Source organism: Candidatus Liberimonas magnetica, from assembly GCA_020523885.1.
In the GTDB taxonomy this organism is placed as follows: Bacteria; Elusimicrobiota; Endomicrobiia; order Endomicrobiales; family JAFGIL01; genus Liberimonas; species Liberimonas magnetica.
This window is the reverse complement of the sequence record JAJAPY010000016.1, coordinates 47,701-66,721: the sequence shown is the minus strand read 5'-3', so window position 1 is coordinate 66,721 and position 19,021 is coordinate 47,701. Positions and strand designations below refer to the sequence as shown.

Genomic DNA, 19,021 nt, shown 5'->3' with positions numbered 1-19,021 from the left:
TGCAAAATTGAGGTATTCGCCTTTTGCGAATAATTTTAATACGTCCGCCATAGCGGACACATTAATTTTGCATTTTTCATTTTTCATTTTGAATTTACTTTAGTTCCGCTTAGTTTATTCGCTTGCGACTTGAGCTAACAACCGCTTTATTATCTCTTCGCTGGTTATTCCTTCAGCTTCTGCATGAAAATTAACTAAAACCCTGTGCCGCAAGCTCGTGTAAACCAGTTCCTTAATATCTTCTATTGAAACCGCATAGCGGCCGGACAGGATAGCCCTCGCCTTGGCGCCGATTATCAAGGCCTGGGCTCCGCGCGGGCCGGCTCCCCAGCTTACGAACTGCTTAATAAAATCAGGTGAGTCTTTTTCATTCGGCCTCGATGACCTGGTCAAACGGACAGCAAAATCGACTGCATGGTCCGAGGCAGGGACTTTTCTCACAATTTCCTGAAGGCTTAAAATTTCATTTGCAGCCAGCACTTTCTCAAGTTTAGGTTCGTAGGCACCGGTCGTCCGCGTAATGATCGCCTTTTCCTGTTCTGCGCTCGGATAATCAATATTTATCTGAAAGAAAAACCTGTCCAGCTGCGCTTCCGGCAAAGGGTAGGTACCTTCCTGTTCTATGGGATTCTGGGTAGCCAGAACAAAAAAAGGAAGCATCAAAGGATAGGTCTGGCCGCCTGCTGTTATCTTATATTCCTGCATCGCCTGGAGCAGAGCTGCCTGGGTCTTAGGAGGAGTGCGGTTTATTTCATCTGCAAGGATTATCTGCCCGAACAACGGCCCTTTGACGAACCTGAAACTCCTTTTGCCTGTAGACGGATCCTGTTCTATCAGCTCAGTGCCTGTAATGTCCGCGGGCATAAGGTCAGGAGTGAACTGTATCCTGCTAAAATTGAGGTCCAGGATGTTTGCAAGGCTTGAGATAAGGAGTGTCTTTGCAAGGCCGGGCACCCCTACTATCAAAACATGGCCCTTAGAAAAAAGCGCTATTAAAAGTTTTTCAATAACTTCGTCCTGTCCCACTATGACCTTTGACAGCTGGTCCTTGATAGATTTATATCCTTCCTGAAGTTTTTCAACGAGAGCCAGGTCGTTCTTGTCCTTGATTTCTTTCACGTTACGCCTCCGTTCAGAATAATGAAACTTTATAAATTATACTCAATTTTCAATCATATTTCAACTTACTTCAAATTTGACAGTTTAAAGAAAAAACAATTATGAGGGACAACGGGGATGGGATGCTATTTATTAATCTCTTCTGTGGCACGCAAGATATATCTCATAGATTTGACATGCATAGGGTCTATTTTTAAAACCTTTTCAAATTCTTTAATTGATTTCCTGTATTTTCCTTTTTTAAATAACTCCTGCCCATTCTGAAAATACCCGCGCATCCTGGTTATCTTTTTATCTATATTATCAGCCGTTACGCTCTTTTTGCCGATTTTCATGTCTTCGGCCTTCCTTATATACTCTTTGGCCTCGGTATTGTCAGGGTCAAGCTGTAAAACTTTTTTAAATTCCTCTATAGCTTTATCATAGTTATCTTCTGCAAATAGGCTCTGGCCAAGCTTTAAATCCATGTTTATAAGTTCTTCTTTTTCCTTTAAAGAAGCATAAAGTGAAAACTTTAATTCTTCTCCGCCTTTATTATCGGTTATTAAAAACTCTACCCGCCTGTTTTTGCTTCGCCCCGCTTCGGCGTCGTTAGGTTCTACGGGTAAATCACTCCCGTAGCCTGCCGCATAAATCTTGTCCTGCGGAACGCCTCTTTCAACTAAATACTTCATAACAAAATTCGCTCTCATAAAAGAGATATCTTTGCCAAAAGCTTTATCCTCCACGGTGTCAGAATGCCCTGAAATGCGCACTTTGTAAGGGTCGTATTTGAATATCAGAGCGGCTACGGTATCCAGGATCGGCATTTCTATTTCTTTGACGCTATAATTGCCGAAATCGAAGTGGATGTTTTGAGCTGCTATGTTAACACAATCAACACAGGCATACTGCGATGAATATGAGGAATAGTCTATTTTTATTTTCTTTTTTGTTTCGCTGAACTTAAACCCGATGTCAACCCTCTGGGTAGCTCCCAGCTCCCAATACGGGACCCAGGCGTAGTTTACGCTTATATCGTTATAAGAAATGCCGAAGCCTCCGGAAACCCCGGACAAAACATCCCTAGAGCGGACCGTATTTGTCTTAAAACCTACTCTGGGGAACAGGTCAAACGCGCCAAAATTCTGTTTGTATTCGGCTCCCAGGTGTGCATTTATTTCATTATCAACGGGAAAGTTCAGGTCTGAAACAAGAAGGAGTTTTTTGTTGAGCTGTTTAAACGAAACGCCTGCCCTCAACGTCAAAGGAAGCGGTGAGTTATCCTGGACATACTTTAAACCTGTCCCTATGTTTTGCAGGGCAAGGCCGAAAATAATATCTTTTGCTTTGGATAGCGTCTTAAGCAACCCTATATCCGCAGCAATGCCAGAGGCAGACTCCTCCTCCAGTTTTGAATTCAGGAACTTCACTGTAATGCCGAGCGGTATAGAGAGCGACTGCCTTGCGTAGGAAACGCTTAAAGCAGAGTCAAAACCGCTGTAAGACTCGTTTCTTGCCTTACCTGTATTGTCGTATTTTTTTATATCACCTGACCCGAGATAAAACAACCCTAACCCGAGACTGCCGCCAAAGGCAGGCTGAGTATAGGCTGCCCAGTTGAAAGAAACGTCTTCGAACCACTGAGCCCTCATTGCTGTAATTTCCCTATTATTTATGTTTGTCAGGCCTGCAGGGTTCCAGTATATCGCATTTATGTCGTCTGCCAGGCCGGTGAAGGCCTCGCCCATGGCAACAGGCCTTGCGCCTGTCCCGAGTTTTAAAAACTGTGCCGAAGTAGTCCCTGCGTCATCCCTGGAAAATAGAGCCGCTTTTGAAATAGAAGCAAAACCTGCAAGCGCAAACCATAAAACAAGGATAATTCCGGATTTATTCTTCATACAGCGTTTCGTTTTTTAGCGTATTACGGTAAATTTGCCTTTTGATTTTCTTCCCTGGCCATCTGTAATGTAATAAAAATATAAACCGCTCGACAACCGGTTCCCGGCATCATTTTTCGGAACCCACTGGCACTGGTTCAAGCTTGAATCTTTTTCAAGCGCGGCTATCAACTCACCCGAGAGGCTGAAAATTTTTATTGTAGCTCTCTGGGGAAGGTTTTTAAACGTCAGGTACTGGGCCTGATAAATGCTTCCCTGTGAGCTTGGCTTATAAGGGTTAGGGTAAACGTAAACGTTGTCCAGGGTATCCGAGGCAAAGGTCAGCGCAGTAGCCGTAATCCCGGAGATGTAGCCCGGCAGGGACTTATAAAGCGGGCTTTCGCTTAAGACAACTATGTTCTGCCCTATCGCCGCCTTCGCTTTGTTATTTTCAGAGGAAAGCCCCGCTGCCGCGCTTGAATTCAAGCTGTAATTGACAAGCGTATAGTTAGCGCTCGCGCTTGCCGCCAGGCATTTGGAATAAAAAAACAGAAAACCATAGAGAAACAATAAAATAAATTTATAACAGTTTTTTATTTTCATTTTATTTTAAAAAATATTTATGCTCCTATTGCACCTCTGTTAAACTAAAATTCAAATAGGATACTGTCACATCTATAATTGCATCAGTGGTTGTAAGCCAAAGTTCAAGGAAATCATTTTGGTTTAATTGGGCGAGACATCCAAGATTAACATCCGATCTATTAATTGCTGTTGTTCCAGTTACAGATAATATTTCGCTCTTTGCAATTGGCGCCCCATTTTTATAGATCTTATAACCTGTCAGGTGTGTGCCTGCGGCTACTGCCGAGGTTAAAGAAACGCTGCATTTAAATATCTTTGTTTTTGTTCCAGTATAAGTCAACCTTCCTGATGAATGGGTGAAATTCTTAAGATCACCAGCTGTAGTAACAGTGGCTGCTTTCAAATAAGTGCCGGCAACGGTTACGTCACTAAGATCCGCAGAAGCAGTTGCAAACATCTCTCCGTATGACCTGCCCAGGCTGAGGTTTGAGCCGTCTCCGTAAAATGCGGCAGCTGAGGAATAGCCGACTGTATACACATTAGTAGATATTTGCAATCTGTTTTGCGATGAAGTTATGTCACCGCTAAACGTCCCGCCGGATAATTTCATATAAGTGGTATTGGCAACAGACAATCTCAAATACGTAGTGGATGCAACAGCTAAAGGCAGGTAAGTAGTAGTGGCAACAGCTTTAGTTAAATATAGGGAAGGCAGGCTGCCGCCAAGCCTTTCTGAATTGTCAACTATATTATCTGTATCTGTATCATAGGTGGACTTTGTCATATCAGCACTGCTCATCGAGGCTGCATGGGTACTTACAGACCCGTCTGCCCATCTTATCTTTGATATGCCTTCTATGGAACTGGAAGAAATAACAGAAAAATTGCTCATGTTCAATTTGCCGCCAAGAGTGCCTCCGGATAATTTCATATAAGCTGTATTAGCTACAGCTAATTTCAAATATGTAGTCGCGGCAACAGATAAGGGCAAGTAAGTAGTGGTGGCAACAGCTTTAGTTAAATATATGGAAGGCAATGCTCCGCCCAGCCTCTCTGAATCGTCAACGCTATTGTTTGAGTTAACATCATAAGTCGCTTTTGTCATGTCGGCGCCGCTGCATGACGCCGCATGGGTGCTTGTAGACCCGTCAGCCCATTTTATCTTTGTTATCCCTACGATAGAGCTCGATGTAAGTATAGAGAAATTTCCCATGTTTATCTGGCCTGTTAGCGTGCCGCCTGATTTTAAGAAGTAAGAATTAGCGCTTATGCCTCCCAACTGGCTGCTATCCTGGGAAGCCTGAGCGCTCTGGGCCGTTATTGAAAAAATTGAAGATGCGGAAGGAAGTATGGGGACCCTGGGCGTCATCTCGGAATCCGAGCCCACCTTAATGCCGAGCCACATATCCTGGTTTAAGTTTAAACCCGTTAAATCCAGCTCAACGTTATACAATCCGTTTTCATTAAATGAAACGCTTGAATTAGTTATGGTTTTTAGGGTATTCCCTCCCGTCAAGGCGTCATGGATATTGAAAGTCATGGAAACGGTACCTGTCACAGGGCTGCCGTTTGAATTTGTCAGCTGGCCCTGAAAATTAATCTTTTGAGATAAGGCGGCATAAACAAAGGAACAATTTATACAGATAACAGCTGATAAAAATATAATTTTTTTCATAACAACTCCCCGGCTATGATTTCCGTTAAAAAAACGGAGTTTTTCAATGCATTGACTGACGTTATTTTATCTATTTTACGCACAAAAATCAACATTTTATTTTATTATATTTTCACTACTCTCCAACATATTTTGTCATTCCTGCATGCCTTTAGCGGGAATCCAGGAATATCGACGACAAACAACTTCTCTGGATTCCTGCTGGAGTTTACCCTCGAATGCCCTAAATCGGGGGCAGGAATGACGGCTTTTTTAAATTGATTTCAAACAGGACATACAGCTATTCTATTCTTTCAACGATTTGCTTGCAGGCCTGTAATAACGTGGCCAAGGTCGCATCCTGGGCAATGGACTGCATAACCTCTCCGGTTTTGACCTCTACCAATGAAATTTTAATGTGATAAGTATCCTCAGTCTTTGATAATGAACCTGTTAAGACAACTTTTACTTTAAGGGCCTTTCCCATTCTAACTGCACATTCATCGTTTGTGCACCCTGTCGATTTAAACCCCTTTTTGGTAAGGGCCGTTTCCATATTTTCCTTGCTAAGCGTTTCGAACTTCCTGTTCGAACTAAGTTCGTTAAATATGGCACGTCTTAGCATCGAAACACTGGCTTGAGAAGTGTTTTCAGCCTTAAATTCGCAGACGGCTATCCTTGAGCCTTTTTCCAGTTTTTTAACACGGCTGACCTTCTCTTCCTTTCTTTTTACAGGCTCTTCCGCCTTTTCACCGCTAAAACGACAGTTCAAGGCTACTCTCTGGGTCACTCCAAGCTCGCTGTAGTTTGAAGATGCATAATCAATATCAAATTTGCCGATCTTAATGCCTAAACCATAGCTTAACCCGCCAAACTCGTCTTTTAACTTATACCCGAACCTTATAAACAAAGCTTCATACAGCGCAACCTCTCCGCCCAAATTATAAGAATCCTTCCTTATATTAATTTGAGAATTGTAATCAAAAAGAAGGTTTGTTTTCATGATCTTGCAGGCGGCACCGTATTTTATCGTACCCGGAAGGTCATAATCCCACAATTTACCGTTCATGTTAAGCCAGGATGCGCCAAAACTTATGTTTTTAAACTTATAAATTATGCCGGCATCAAACGTTGAAACGTCTTGCGCTTCATCAGCTATCTCTTCTTTATAGTATTTAGCCGAAGCCCCTAAAGAAAAGCCTCCAATCCTGTATGCACCTGATACTGGGACTATCGTTGCCTGGAACTTGAATTTCTTTCCTGTATCATTCCACAAGGAATCATATATAGGTTCTTCTTGCATCGTAACAAATCCGGGTGCGATACTCATACTGAAATTCCTTCCCGGAACAGCTATTGCCGCAAAAGTACCGTTTGTATCTACTAAGTACTCCTGGTATGAAAAAGAAGCTGCAGGATATCTAATAAACGATATTCCGGCCGGGTTATAATATGCGCCGAACGGGTCATCAGCCAAAGCGGTAAAACAATCAGCCATTCCCCCTGCCCTTGCTGATACAGGCAGCCCAAGGAACACCCCGGCAGGCTGGTCCGCGAACAACTTACTTTGCATGAATAAAATACAAAATAAAAATATAATTACTAAGTTACGTTTTGCTATGTTCATCCATAATTCCTAAGCAATATAGTATAGTCTTGTGTCTTGTGTCTTGTTGTGTTGTCTCATTTTACGCCTATTTTTCTTTTTATAATTCCACCCGGGTATTTAAAATACAGAATATAGATGCCGGGCGGGACGATTTTCCCGTCATTATCTTTACCGTCCCAGTTCCACTGGGATATCCCCGAAGCATGGTTTGCATTGTCCAGGCCGGTTCTTACCTGAGAGCCCATAAAATCATACACTTTTATCGTTACATCGCCCGGTTGTGAAAGGTTAAACCATACCTTGCATGTCCCGCCCGCCCTCGGATTAAACAAGTTATCTCCGAGAGCGATCACTTTGTCGTCGTGAGGTATCTCCTGTTTTTCCTGTATTTCCTCAACTAAAGAAAAATCTACAGTAACTAACGACGCGCTGTCCAGCGCATAAAAGGTTTTTGTCTGAGATTGAAATCCTGTAATAGAAGCTTTTATATCATAAATCCCTGTCGATACCGCCAGGTAATAATAACCGTCTATATCGGTCATCGCATTTGATCTTTCCACGCCTGCCTCAAATACCTCAATTACCGCACCAAAAACAGGTGTCACTCCGTCGGATTTTGTCACTCTTCCGGCAATTTCGCCATAGCTGCCCCCTGAAAGCTCTACAAGCGAAAAATTAACGGTTTTTGTCGATCCTGTTGTCACGTCATACCCTGTTTTTGTTTGAGACAGGTACCCGCCTTTAGATGCCTTTACGTCATAGGCCCCCGTCCCTACTGTTATAGAATAATTGCCGTACAGATCTGTTGTTACATTTGCTTTTGTTATTCCGGAAATTAATGCTTCTACTACCGCTCCGGAAGCAGGTGTTATGCCGTCCGACCGTGTCACGTTCCCTGAAATAACCCCGGTTTTGGCTGCCGCAAGCTCGACAAGCGAAAAATTAACGGTTTTTGTCGAACCGTCTGCCACATAGTATCCGGTTTTTGTCTGTGACATGTACCCTGCTTTAGATGCCTTTACATTATATGTCCCCGTCCCTGCTCTTATAGAATAATTGCCGCTTGCATCTGTTGTTGCATTTGCTTTTGTTATTCCTGAAATTAACGCTTCTACCATCGCTCCGGAGACAGGAGTTGTGCCATTTGACCGTGTAACTTTACCTGAAATGACGCCTGTTTTAGCTGCAGAAAGCTCGACAAGCAAAAAATCAACGGTTTTTGTCGAACCGGTTGTCACGTCATACCCGGTTTTTGTCTGGGACAGGTATCCTGTTTTAGATGCCTTTACATTATAGGTTCCCACATCTGTTGTTATAGAATAATTGCCGCTTATATCGCTTGTTGCGCTTGCTTTAACTGCGCCGGACTGTAATATTTCTATAAGGGCTCCTGGGACAGGTGTTGTTCCGTCTGATTTTGTCACTTTGCCTGAAATAACACCTGGGATCTGCAGAAGAGAAAAATTTACTGTGGCAGTTGAACCATCGGCTACGGTATAACCTGTTTTAAGCTGGGGCTCATAACCTGTAGAAGACACTCTTACATCATACGTCCCCGGAGTTATTTTCATTGAGTAATTGCCGCTTGTATTCGTATTAATGCTTGCTTTTGTTACTCCGGATTGCATTGCTTCTACGAGCGCTCCTGAAACCGCCGTTGTTCCGTCCGATTTTGTTACTTTTCCGGAAATAACGCCGATGATCCGTGCAAGGGAAAAATTTACCGTTACAGTCGAACTAGTTTTTACATTATACCCGTTTTTAGTCTGAGGTTGGTAGCCTGTCAAAGAAGCCCGCACATTATAAACCCCGGTATCAACTTTGACTGCATAATTTCCGAACGTATCGCTTGTCGTACTTGATTTAAGCACACCCGACTGCAATATTTCTATGAGCACTCCCGAAACCGCTGTTTTTCCATAAGAATCTAATACCTGCCCTGCAATAGCCCCGCGCCCCAAAATAACTTTCCTTATTCGATGACTGTTATAGTCAGAGATATAAACATGCCCTGAAGTATCGACAGCTACTCCGTAAGAATTACTTATCTGAGCTAACGTAGCTTTCCCTCCGTCGCCTGAATCACCTGCAATTCCAGTCCCCGCAAAAGTTGATATTATTCCTGAAGTGTCCACTTTCCGTATTCGAAAATCAATAAAGGAAGAAATATAAACATTCCCTAAATCATCAACCGCTATACCACTGGGATTTGTGAGCCGGGCTGAAGTTGCAGGGCCGCCGTCGCCTAAACCGCCGACCCCGCCTCCGGCAAAAGTTGCTATTGTGCCTGAAGCGTTTACTTTCCTGATTAAATTATTAGTATAATCAGAGATATAGACACTCCCTTGAGTGTCAACCGTTACTCCATAAGGGTTATTAAGTTGAGCTAAGACTGCAGGGCCGCCGTCGCCTAAACCGCCGGTCCCGCCTCCGGCAAAAGTTGCTATTGTGCCTGAAGTGTTTACTTTCCGTATCCGGTTGTTACCCTGGTCAGAGATATAGACATTCCCTGAAGAATCAACCGCTACTCCGTAAGGACTATTAAGTTGGGCGGAGGTTGCAGGGCCGCCGTCGCCTAAACCACCGGTCCCGCCTCCGGCAAAAGTTGCTATTGTGCTTGAAGTGTTTACTTTCCGTATCCGGTTGTTACCCTGGTCAGAGATATAGACATTCCCTGAAGTGTCAACCGCTACTCCATAAGGTGTATCAAGTTCAGCTGAAGTTGCAAGGCTGCCGTCTCCTGAAAAACCGGCTGTTCCCGTTCCGGCAAAAGTTGATATTATTCCCGAAGCGTTTACTTTCCGTATTCGATGATTATTACTATCACAGATATAAACAACTCCCGAATTATTATCAACCGCTACTCCTTTAGGATTATATAGCCTGGCTGAAGCGGCCAACCCTCCGTCGCCTGAATAACCGTAAGTTCCGGTTCCGGCAAAAGTAGTAATGACATCCTGGCCGAAAACAGAGCTGGCAGATATCGTACGTAAAATAATACCTATGAATATTATTTTTTTAATTATAGTCATTTGTTCTCTGTTTATGACTTGTTTATTTCGTTTAAAATGCTTTTTAGGAGTTTTTTATCCGTAAGATCCTTTTCACGGAAAGTATTTTTGGTAAGCAAGAGGCCTTCAAGATTGATAGTTTTAACAGGGATGCCGTCTATCTTTATAACTTCCATGTATTTTTTTAAAGATTCATATGTTTCGCCTGCAGCATTAAACATTATATCTACAACAATTTCATCAGCCAACCTTATTGTATCTTTTTCTTCGAACCACGAAACATCTATATCACGGGCTGCTCTATCGGGTAAAACAAGAAGCGCATTTATGACTTTTTTTCCTGATTCCTCATTAGGCGGGACTAATATATCTATATCTGTCGTTGTCCGATACAAACCATGGGCATAAAGGGCGTAACCGCCTATAAGGATATAATCTGCATTCTCCTTGTTTAAAGCCTCAACAAGTTTTTTTAAATCATCCAATGTAGCCGGCCTTGAAACATCATTTTCCATTAATGTTTTTCCTTGCAACATTTTTTACCAGGCTGTCTTCCCAATGTTTATTTGCATCTTCATGCGTTTTGTACCTGTAAACACCTTTCTTAAAAAAACCACCGTATGTAAGCGCAAGTTTTTGCATCTCATCATTAAACAGCGCCCCGGTTTTAAGTTTTTCTGCGGAAGCATGAAAATCTATCTGGTTTTCCGATCTTTTTCCAACTGTTTTCATAAAATGATTATATCAAATTTTTAACTTTTAATTCTTACTTGCCGCTAAATTTCAGGATCAACCTCTGGGATGGTATTTTTTGTGGAGTTCTTTTAACCTTTCTTTGTCGACATGAGTGTATATCTGCGTGGTTGCAATTGAGCTGTGGCCCAGCATCTCCTGTACGAACCTCAGGTCCGCACCGTGGGCAAGCATGTGAGAGGCAAAAGAATGGCGCAGGACGTGCGGCGTCATATTCTTTGTAATTCCGGCTTTTTTTGCGTGGTTTTTAAGCTGGCGCCAGAATTCTATCCTGGACATTTTGGTGCCTAATTTAGTCAAAAACAATTCGTGTTTTCCCTGGTTTCTGGGGTTTTTATTCCTTAATTCAAGGTATTTCGCCAGAAACTTTAGCGCTGTTTTACCTACAGGGACTATCCTTTCTTTATTTCCCTTTCCAAATACCTTCACAAACCCGAGGCTAAGATCAAGGTTTTCTGCGGTCAGATTGACAAGTTCAGATACCCTTAAACCTGAGGCATACATAAGCTCTACCATAGCCCTGTTCCTTATCTGGCGCTCCTTTTCTCCGGATATAGTAAAAAGGAGGCGCTCTACTTCTTCGTTAGTAAGCATATTGGGAAGCTTTGCCGGGATGCGAGGGGCCAATAGGTCTAGAGTCGGGTCATTTGACGTATATCCTTCGATTATAAGGAACCTGTGGAACTGCCTCAATGTTTCTATGAGGCGGCTTAACGAACGCGGTTTTAACCCCTCCAGTTTCTTCTGCCAGAGAAATTCGGTCAGGTCCTGGTGTTCAAGATTCAATAGAGGCTTTTTTATTTTATCAAGGTATTTGAAGTAGTGTTTTAAGTCTGAAGTGTATGCAAGGACGGTGTTCTTGCTCAAGCCCTTTTCTGCCTCTATATATGAAACAAAATCTTTAAGATAAGCATCCATGGATAGACACCCTAAGATCTATTGCAAATTGAAAATTGCAAAATGAAAAATTAATGTATCCCGCCAAGGCGGGATTAATTTAAATACATCCCCGCACAGCGGGACACCTTAATTTTACATTTTTAATTTTGCAATTTGCAATTATATGTTGAAGTTAAAATTCCCCTGCCAGGTACGGATTACTTTCCAATTCTTCTTCCAGGGTGCTTGAAGGGCCGTGCCCGGGCAAGACCATTAACTTCGGATCAAGTTTTTTAAATATTTCTAAAGACTTGACCAATGCGGCTTTATCCCCGCCCTTAAAATCCCATCTACCTATCGAACCGCAAAAAAGAGTATCTCCGGTAAATATGAGGCCTTCTGTTATGACACAGACCCCGCCGGGTGTATGCCCCGGGGTATGGATTATTTTTAACTCCAAGCTTCCTATCACAATTTTTTGGTTATTTTCAAGCAGCCTGTCGGCTTTTTGCCGGTTATCTGCGTAACCGACAAGGCCTGCTCCGTTCAACGATGGGTCAGTAAGATAATCTGCATCTTCTTTATGAATAACTATTGGTATATTATAGTGGTTTTTTAAATATTTATTCGCTCCGATGTGGTCTATATGCCCGTGTGTATTCAATATAATTATAGGCTTTAAACCATTTTTACTTACTTCTTTTATTATAGTTTTAGGCTCATCGCCGGGGTCTATTATTATAGTCTCTTTTGAGTTAATGTCCGCAAGAAGATAGCAGTTAACCTGAAGAGAGCCTACCGTTAACGATCTTATTAAATATTTATTCATAAGCTATATATTTTTTACTGCTACAAATACCCATAAAATAATGTTCGTGAAAAGGCCGGCAAAAACATCATCTGCTACCACTCCAAGCCCGCCGTTCCAAACCTGCACTTTTTTTATAAAGAAAGGTTTATAAATATCAAAAAGCCTGAACAGAACGATACCTGCGAAAAGGACGCCCGAAGAACGGGGAAGCAGAAGCATCGAAACCCAAAAACCCGCTATTTCATCGATAATTATTCTTTTTTCGTCTTTTTTGCCGAATACTACTTCAGCCTTTGTGCATACGGGCACGGAAACCGCAACCATTACCAATGTAATTAACAAAAATAGGATGTTGTTTTTTGGCAGGAGCTGCCAGTATATAAAGGCACTTGCAAAAGTGCCCAGGGTGCCTGGAATCAAGGGAAAGTAGCCTATAAAAAATCCCGTTGAAAGAAATTTAATTAGTATTTTCACCTGAAGACACTCCTAAAATTGCTTTTCTATACTCAAGCATACTTTGATTTTTCAAACATAATGCCAGATGCTCACAAAACTTAGGTGACCCTCCGCGGCAATCCTCCAATAATTCTGCGGCGGATGTTTTGCGTAGGAAGGCCTTATTCTCTTAATAAATCTCTGTGTTCATAGAGGTAAGCTAAACCGGAATAAACGGTCAGTATTGTAGTAATCAACATTAAATAATAGGGGAGCATAAGCAGGCACCATTCTATAAAATACTTCATCCCTGCAGAAGTTGACAGCAGCTGCGTAGGTGTAAGGTGTTTCGTATGCCAGATGGCGGCATTTATTATCAATATAAGCATAACAATAATTATGGAAACCATCTGCGAAGTGGTTTTGAATTTGCCCGACATATGAGCTGCGATAATCACGTTTTTTGAAGCTGCATGCATCCTTAAACCGCTTATGATGAATTCCCTTGAAATTATCAAAACCACCATCCAGGAAGGGATACGGAGCTCTCTTAAACCAACAAATGTTATAAGGACGGCGGATATAAGCAATTTATCGGCTAAAGGGTCCAAAAATTTTCCCAGAGTAGTTACTGTATTTAATTTTCTTGCTATAAAACCGTCTAAAGTATCGGTCAAAGCGGCCCCGACAAAAATCACAAGGGCTATTACTCTTGTCCAAAAATTGTTCAGGTACATACAGAATATCAGAAACGGCACCAGGCCGATGCGAAGTAAGGTCAATTTATTTGCTAAGTTCATTTATTTAACTCTATACCATTTCCTTATTACATCTAAAAAATCAATCACCGTAATCAGGAGCCTGCTAAATTTTAAGCAGACGCTATCTCGCCGTAGAGGTCATATCCTTTGTATCCAGTTATTTTAACATCCCTAAAACTGCCTATTGCTGCACTGCCTTTAAAAAATATTTTATTGTCTATTTCCGGAGCCTGGAAATATGCCCTGCCTGAACAAATATTGTTTTTATCTGCGGTTTCAACTAAAACCTTAAAAACCTTTCCTTTCATTGCCCTGTTCTTATTTAAGACTATCTCCTTCTGCTTGAGCATAAGCTGTTTTCTTCTTCCATGCCTTATTTCCTGCGAGACCTGACCGGTTAACTTATGTGAAACGATGTTCTTGTCATCGGAGTATTCAAATACACCGAGCTGGTCGAACCACCCTTGAGCTACAAAATCATGCATCTCCTTAAAATCCTTTTCTGACTCTCCAGGAAAACCCACTATCAGAGCGGTCCGCAGTGCTAAATCAGGGATCCTATTCTTTATACTTTTTACTGTTTCTCTTACGTTTTGATGCCTGCGCATCCTCTTTAAAACGTTTTCACTGATATGCTGAAGAGGCATATCTAAATACTTGCATACCTTGTCTTGTGACTTTACTATATCTAAGAGCCTTTCATCTATACTGTCCGGATAAGTGTACATAATCCTTATCCAGGAAATACCTTTTATAGCAGTCAATTTCCTTAGAAGCTCCGGCAGGCTGTTCTTGCCGTAAATGTCGTGCCCGTAATAAGTAGTATCCTGGGCTACAAGTATCAATTCCTTTATACCGTTAAAGGAAAGGTCTTCTGCCTCTTTAATAATGGAACTTATATTTCTGCTTTTATACTTTCCTCTTAGATAAGGTATCGAACAAAAACTGCATCTATGATTACAGCCTTCTGCCAGCCTTAAATATGCGGTAGGTAAATTTGAGGATAGCAGCCTGGGCGCATAAGAATCTAAAAGCCCGCCGGGTGTTCCTAAAATAAATTTTTTTTCTCCTGAAAGCAGTTTTAATATACCTTTTAAATTACCCGTACCGATAAACCCGTCAACATCAGGGAATTCTTTTATAAGCCTTTTTCCTTCTCCCTGAACCATACAGCCGGAAACGATAAGTTTTTCAAGCTTTCCTTTTTTCTTTATCTCGGACAGTGCTTTAATGGCTCCGGCTGATTCATCCCTTGCATCTTTTATGAACGAACACGTATGTACTATGGCAGCTTTGGAGTTATCCAGGTCCGTCGTTAAATCCCAGCCGTTATCCTTTACCAGGCCAGCCAGGCTTTCAACTTCAACCATATTTTTGGGGCATCCCAGCGCTACAAGACAAACTTTATTTTTATCCCTGTGGAACCCCTCTCCCGCCTTGAGAGATCCCGCCCTAGCGGGACTTTGAGAACGTGACATCCCGTCATCATTTACATTTATTCCCGCCTTGGATTGGGCTTTTTGTGCAGCGGGGCGATAAGAGGCACCCTGTTTGTCACCGGGAGATTTTTCATCTTGCATTTTGAATTTCCCTGGGTCCTTTGTTCAAGTCAAGGTCGCGGGCCCCCTCCGGCTGGTCCAAGGATTCCTTTGAAAATCGTTTGCCCTCCGTAGTCCTCCCTTTATCCTGGGACGGCTGAAGGAGGTGCGGTATACCGCCGTTATTGACATTCCCGTCCATGCCGGACCTACCCTGGGGCGGTATCCCCGTTTTTGACCGGTTTTTTTTCACAGGGCTCTCCACATCCTTTGACTGCTTTTCTTTTTTTAAGGATTCTTTTGTGAACTGGATCTCGTTTATATATTCTTTTGCACCTATCATAGTGTCCACGCGTTTACCGTTAAGGCTCACTTCAACACCAGGGACATAACCTATTCTCAGAACGAGGTTTTCTTTTGCTATCCAGTTCCTTTTTTCACCGGCAGGAAGTACGTTCTCGAATACCAAATTGCCGTCACTTTTTACTCTTATCCAGGTGGAGGAAATGGCTTTTACCTCAAGATCAAGTTCATTTTTTTTAAGGTGTTTCGGCTTAAGCAGCTCATTTTCTTTGACTGCGCTTATTTTACTTTTATTAACGGATTTATTTTCGTTTATTTTATTCAGGCTTAAGATAGATATAAAAGCTGCAGCCCACAGGAAAAGCACCGCTAAGGCTGCAACCAGTATCCTTTTAAGACTGGCTTTTTCTTTTTTTTCTGTTTTTGCCTTTAACTCGTTCTTTGCCGCACTTTTTTCATTCAAATACTGGTCTACAAGCTCATTCGCATTCAGACCCAGATAAGACGCATACTTCCGTAAAGAACCGGTGTAATATACATCGGCAGAGAACTTGGACATGTCCCCTTCTTCTATAGCCTTTATATAAATCTTCGGTATGCGGGTCTCCTGGTTTATGGCCTCTATAGATATATTCTTGGCTGCCCTTCTATCTTTCAGGGACTTTCCTATTTTCATCGTGGTATTATTCAGCGCTGTTTTTATTTCCATTTATTTACTCATCCTCATAATATCCACACCTTTAGGGGCTTTAAAAACAAATATTTTCTTATCTATTTTCTGGTCCCTGGCATAGCCGCTTATTTTTGTTATCACGGAAATATTTTCCCCGAGCAGGTCAACCCTCAACGGGCTGTATTCTTTTGTGTCGAACCACAGCTTCATTTTCCAGCTATTTAAAGAACCGTCTTTGGCCTCAGCTTGAACTGCAAGCGGAGTAAAAAGGAGCAGGTATGCCCCGTTTTCTTCTCCCAGGTATTCAAAAGAATATTTACTTTTTAACTCCTTCCAGTTTAAATTAAGGCTTATAGTAGAATTAGGCAGGATACCGCTCTTAAGCCATCTCTGTACATCATCAACTATCACCTGCTTGTAGGATGGTGTATAGATCCAGACCTTTTTTCCGTTCGAAACGATCTCCTGATCGAGGGGTTTATCCTGTTTGAAATAAAAATTATTCGGTTTACTAAATATCATCTGTCCATAAGTATGTTGTATCTCATTGGTAAGCGTATATGTTATATCCTGGGTATAATTGAATTTTATATTTTCTACGGCCTCGTCGTTTTTTTCGAGGTTACTGAGTATCTCGTCCAATTTTGTTTCATAAGCCGTCAAGCTTACAGAACAATTAACAGAAACTATACAAACAAGCGATAATTCTACAAAAAGTTTTTTCATTTTTAATTTCCAGTGAGGTTCAAGTATTCGTCTATCTTATCGAAATGGATCTGCCAGCGGTTCGTGCCTTCGGGTTTATGTATAAAACCCTTGGTTTCAAGCAGACTTAATATATTCGTTGCACGGGCTGACGAACCGAAATGGGCTTTTAAAAGGTCCTGGGAAACGCGTTTGCGTTCCCTTACAAGCTGTAAGGCTCTGGAAAGGTCTTCGGAATGCTTTTCTTCCTCTTCATCCAGAACCTCCGAGGCACCTGATTTTTCAAAGATGTCCTCGTAATGGGCAGGCAGGTTCTGGTCTTTTATGAACTTGACCACCTTTTCTATCTCTTTCTGTGATATAAAACCGCCCTGTAAACGTATCTGCTTTGATTCTCCGGGAGGGACAAAAAGCATATCGCCTTTTCCGAACAGGTCCTCTGCGCCTATGGTGTCAAGGATAACGCGTGAATCCACTTTTGAAGTCGTCTGGAAAGCTATCCTGGCAGGGAAATTAGCTTTAATAACACCCGTAATAACATCCACCGACGGCCTCTGCGTGGCAAGTATCAAATGGATACCTACGGCCCTTGCCATCTGGGCAAGCCGTTGTATGGAATCTTCGACTTCTTTTGTAGCGATCAGCATAAGGTCGGCAAGCTCATCTATCACCACCACTATATAGAACTCCTTCTCGCCGCCTGTTTCCTGCATTTTCTCATTATAACCTTCGATATTCCTTACGGTTTCTTTTGCAAATTTCTCATACCTTTTTTCCATCACTTTGACAAGTTTTTTCAAGGACAAGGCAGCTTCCTTGGGCTGGGTTATTATATCGGCCTGCTCGGGTGCAACGCTGGGGTCATAGATATGAGGTATTCCATGGTACATAGGCAGTTCCAGGCGTTTCGGATCAATAAGAAGGAATTTCACTTCATCAGGCCTTGCCTTATAAAGTATGGAAGCTATAATGCTGTGTATGCCCACGCTTTTTCCCGAACCCGTAGCGCCTGCTATGAGCAGATGAGGCATGGGAACAAGGTCCGTAACATAGGAGGCCCCGTCGGTTGTCCTTCCGAGGGCAAGAGTAAGAAGAGATTTTGAATTTGCAAATTCCTGGCTTTCAAAAATTCCTTTAAGGTTGACTATCCTGGTTTCGCTGTTAGGGACTTCAATTCCCACGGCCGATTTTTCCGGTACTGCTATTATCCGTACTGCAGGGACTTTCATTGATAAAGAAATATTGTCGCTTAAAGCAGTTACAGCCTGTATTTTTATGCCCGGAGCAAGTTCTATATCATATCTCGTGACTACCGGGCCCGGGATTATCTCTTTGACCTTTGCAGAAATATTGAATTGTTCAAGTGTTTTAGTAAGAAGTTCAGCATTTGCCAGATGCTCACTTTGGTCATGCTTTACAACTATATCGCCTGAAGATGAAAGAAGGCTGAAAAGAGGCAGCTGGTATTTATTGTATGCTGGCTGTTTTTCTTCTGTATTTGCTTTGGATTTCTTGGCAGTTTCTGCATCAGCAGGTTTTTTTTCTGCTCTTTTTTCTTCTGTCTTTGTAATAACGGGCTTTTGAGGCTCTATTATTTTGGGCTTTGCTTCGGGCTCAGGTTTAGCGGCTTGAGGTTTTTGTGCTTCTTCTCTTGTTTTTATTTTTGGCGGCAAAGCCTTTTTCCACTGGGCTCTTTCTTTCTGCCAGAGTTTATAATCTTCTACCAGTTTATTGCAGGCTGTAACAAAAACATCCCTCAATGAGACCCTGAAGATAAGACTTCCGAGATAAACCAGGATAACTGTTGTTATAACAAGCGCAAAATTCGGGCCGAATATCCTGTAGAAAAACGGTGCCATTTTAAGGCCCAGAAATCCGCCGGAATTGACGGCATAAAACCTCTGTCCCAATAAAGAAAGCAGGCTGCTTAAGACCCCTAAGAAAATAAGGCTTAAAACAAAGTTTATACGCCATTGAATATCAAGCGAAGCCCTTAAGAAAGAATAGCCCCACCAGAGCATTATCAAAGGTATTACGAAGGCAGCTTTTCCGAAAAATAAAAACAATATCCTGGCCGCTGCCTGGCCGAGAGCGCCTGATTGCTGCGGTATGACCAGGCAATAGGAAAGCAAAAAGGCGGTCAGAATAAAGGCCAATCCTTTTAACTCGCTTTCGTACCCGAACTTAGGTTTTGATTTTGCTTTAACTTTAAAATACATATTTATTATTACCGACTTCATTGCAAATTGAAAATTGCAAATTGCAAAATGCAAATTTAACAACTGTATTTCAAAACCTACAATTTTAAATTTGCAATTTCTCGATT

At 42.0% G+C, this 19,021-nt stretch carries 16 protein-coding genes; all 16 read right to left on the bottom strand.

Going from position 1 to position 19,021, the window contains the following annotated elements; genetic code table 11:
- Positions 1-114: 114 nt before the first annotated feature.
- The 16 genes from LHV68_11115 to LHV68_11040 all read right to left on the bottom strand — a co-directional run bounded on the left by LHV68_11115 (position 115) and on the right by LHV68_11040 (position 18,914).
- Positions 115-1,110, bottom strand: coding sequence for a MoxR family ATPase (locus tag LHV68_11115; protein ID MCB4792415.1), 996 nt, complete (start codon positions 1,108-1,110; stop codon positions 115-117).
- Between the two features lie 134 nt (positions 1,111-1,244).
- Positions 1,245-2,999 (bottom strand): PorV/PorQ family protein, encoded by a 1,755-nt coding sequence (locus LHV68_11110; protein MCB4792414.1) that lies wholly within the window; start codon positions 2,997-2,999, stop codon positions 1,245-1,247.
- Positions 3,000-3,014: 15 nt separating this feature from the next.
- Positions 3,015-3,581: a T9SS type A sorting domain-containing protein gene (locus tag LHV68_11105; protein MCB4792413.1), complete on the bottom strand. Its 567-nt coding sequence runs from the start codon at positions 3,579-3,581 to the stop codon at positions 3,015-3,017.
- Positions 3,582-3,606: 25 nt separating this feature from the next.
- Entirely contained in the window at positions 3,607-5,238 is a 1,632-nt protein-coding gene (locus LHV68_11100) for a hypothetical protein (protein ID MCB4792412.1), read from the bottom strand.
- 280 nt (positions 5,239-5,518) lie between these two features.
- Positions 5,519-6,844: a hypothetical protein gene (locus tag LHV68_11095; protein MCB4792411.1), complete on the bottom strand. Its 1,326-nt coding sequence runs from the start codon at positions 6,842-6,844 to the stop codon at positions 5,519-5,521.
- Positions 6,845-6,900: 56 nt separating this feature from the next.
- Positions 6,901-9,858 carry a carboxypeptidase regulatory-like domain-containing protein gene (locus tag LHV68_11090; protein ID MCB4792410.1) on the bottom strand — a complete coding sequence of 986 codons (2,958 nt, stop codon included), beginning with the start codon at positions 9,856-9,858 and terminating at the stop codon, positions 6,901-6,903.
- An 11-nt stretch (positions 9,859-9,869) separates the two neighbouring features.
- A complete protein-coding gene (locus LHV68_11085; GenBank protein MCB4792409.1) occupies positions 9,870-10,352 on the bottom strand; it encodes a nucleotidyltransferase family protein in 483 nt (160 codons plus the stop codon).
- Entirely contained in the window at positions 10,342-10,569 is a 228-nt protein-coding gene (locus tag LHV68_11080; GenBank protein MCB4792408.1) for a hypothetical protein, read from the bottom strand. Before LHV68_11080 ends, LHV68_11085 begins: the two co-directional genes overlap by 11 nt.
- Before the next feature lie 57 nt (positions 10,570-10,626).
- Entirely contained in the window at positions 10,627-11,508 is an 882-nt protein-coding gene (gene xerD / locus LHV68_11075; GenBank protein MCB4792407.1) for a site-specific tyrosine recombinase XerD, read from the bottom strand.
- 154 nt (positions 11,509-11,662) lie between these two features.
- Positions 11,663-12,298, bottom strand: coding sequence for an MBL fold metallo-hydrolase (locus LHV68_11070; GenBank protein ID MCB4792406.1), 636 nt, complete (start codon positions 12,296-12,298; stop codon positions 11,663-11,665).
- Positions 12,299-12,301: 3 nt separating this feature from the next.
- Positions 12,302-12,754: a phosphatidylglycerophosphatase A gene (locus LHV68_11065; protein ID MCB4792405.1), complete on the bottom strand. Its 453-nt coding sequence runs from the start codon at positions 12,752-12,754 to the stop codon at positions 12,302-12,304.
- A gap of 143 nt (positions 12,755-12,897) precedes the next feature.
- Positions 12,898-13,515, bottom strand: coding sequence for a CDP-diacylglycerol--glycerol-3-phosphate 3-phosphatidyltransferase (gene pgsA / locus LHV68_11060; protein MCB4792404.1), 618 nt, complete (start codon positions 13,513-13,515; stop codon positions 12,898-12,900).
- Positions 13,516-13,586: 71 nt separating this feature from the next.
- Positions 13,587-15,056: a 30S ribosomal protein S12 methylthiotransferase RimO gene (rimO, locus tag LHV68_11055; GenBank protein ID MCB4792403.1), complete on the bottom strand. Its 1,470-nt coding sequence runs from the start codon at positions 15,054-15,056 to the stop codon at positions 13,587-13,589.
- Positions 15,046-16,026 (bottom strand): DUF4115 domain-containing protein, encoded by a 981-nt coding sequence (locus LHV68_11050; protein MCB4792402.1) that lies wholly within the window; start codon positions 16,024-16,026, stop codon positions 15,046-15,048. The genes rimO and LHV68_11050 overlap by 11 nt, the downstream gene beginning before the upstream one ends.
- Positions 16,027-16,716 (bottom strand): outer membrane lipoprotein carrier protein LolA, encoded by a 690-nt coding sequence (locus tag LHV68_11045; GenBank protein MCB4792401.1) that lies wholly within the window; start codon positions 16,714-16,716, stop codon positions 16,027-16,029.
- A gap of 2 nt (positions 16,717-16,718) precedes the next feature.
- Entirely contained in the window at positions 16,719-18,914 is a 2,196-nt protein-coding gene (locus tag LHV68_11040; GenBank protein MCB4792400.1) for a DNA translocase FtsK, read from the bottom strand.
- Positions 18,915-19,021 lie beyond the last annotated feature (107 nt).

Excerpts from the sequence above, each read along its gene's own strand:
- LHV68_11110 (MCB4792414.1), bottom strand. The coding sequence starts at position 2,999 with ATGAAGAATAAATCCGGAATTATCCTTGTTTTATGGTTTGCGCTTGCA.
- LHV68_11105 (MCB4792413.1), bottom strand. The coding sequence starts at position 3,581 with ATGAAAATAAAAAACTGTTATAAATTTATTTTATTGTTTCTCTATGGT.
- LHV68_11100 (MCB4792412.1), bottom strand. The coding sequence starts at position 5,238 with ATGAAAAAAATTATATTTTTATCAGCTGTTATCTGTATAAATTGTTCC.
- LHV68_11095 (MCB4792411.1), bottom strand. The coding sequence starts at position 6,844 with ATGAACATAGCAAAACGTAACTTAGTAATTATATTTTTATTTTGTATT.
- LHV68_11090 (MCB4792410.1), bottom strand. The coding sequence starts at position 9,858 with ATGACTATAATTAAAAAAATAATATTCATAGGTATTATTTTACGTACG.
- LHV68_11085 (MCB4792409.1), bottom strand. The coding sequence starts at position 10,352 with ATGGAAAATGATGTTTCAAGGCCGGCTACATTGGATGATTTAAAAAAA.
- LHV68_11080 (MCB4792408.1), bottom strand. The coding sequence starts at position 10,569 with ATGAAAACAGTTGGAAAAAGATCGGAAAACCAGATAGATTTTCATGCT.
- xerD (MCB4792407.1), bottom strand. The coding sequence starts at position 11,508 with ATGGATGCTTATCTTAAAGATTTTGTTTCATATATAGAGGCAGAAAAG.
- LHV68_11070 (MCB4792406.1), bottom strand. The coding sequence starts at position 12,298 with ATGAATAAATATTTAATAAGATCGTTAACGGTAGGCTCTCTTCAGGTT.
- pgsA (MCB4792404.1), bottom strand. The coding sequence starts at position 13,515 with ATGAACTTAGCAAATAAATTGACCTTACTTCGCATCGGCCTGGTGCCG.
- rimO (MCB4792403.1), bottom strand. The coding sequence starts at position 15,056 with ATGCAAGATGAAAAATCTCCCGGTGACAAACAGGGTGCCTCTTATCGC.
- LHV68_11050 (MCB4792402.1), bottom strand. The coding sequence starts at position 16,026 with ATGGAAATAAAAACAGCGCTGAATAATACCACGATGAAAATAGGAAAG.
- LHV68_11045 (MCB4792401.1), bottom strand. The coding sequence starts at position 16,716 with ATGAAAAAACTTTTTGTAGAATTATCGCTTGTTTGTATAGTTTCTGTT.
- LHV68_11040 (MCB4792400.1), bottom strand. The coding sequence starts at position 18,914 with ATGTATTTTAAAGTTAAAGCAAAATCAAAACCTAAGTTCGGGTACGAA.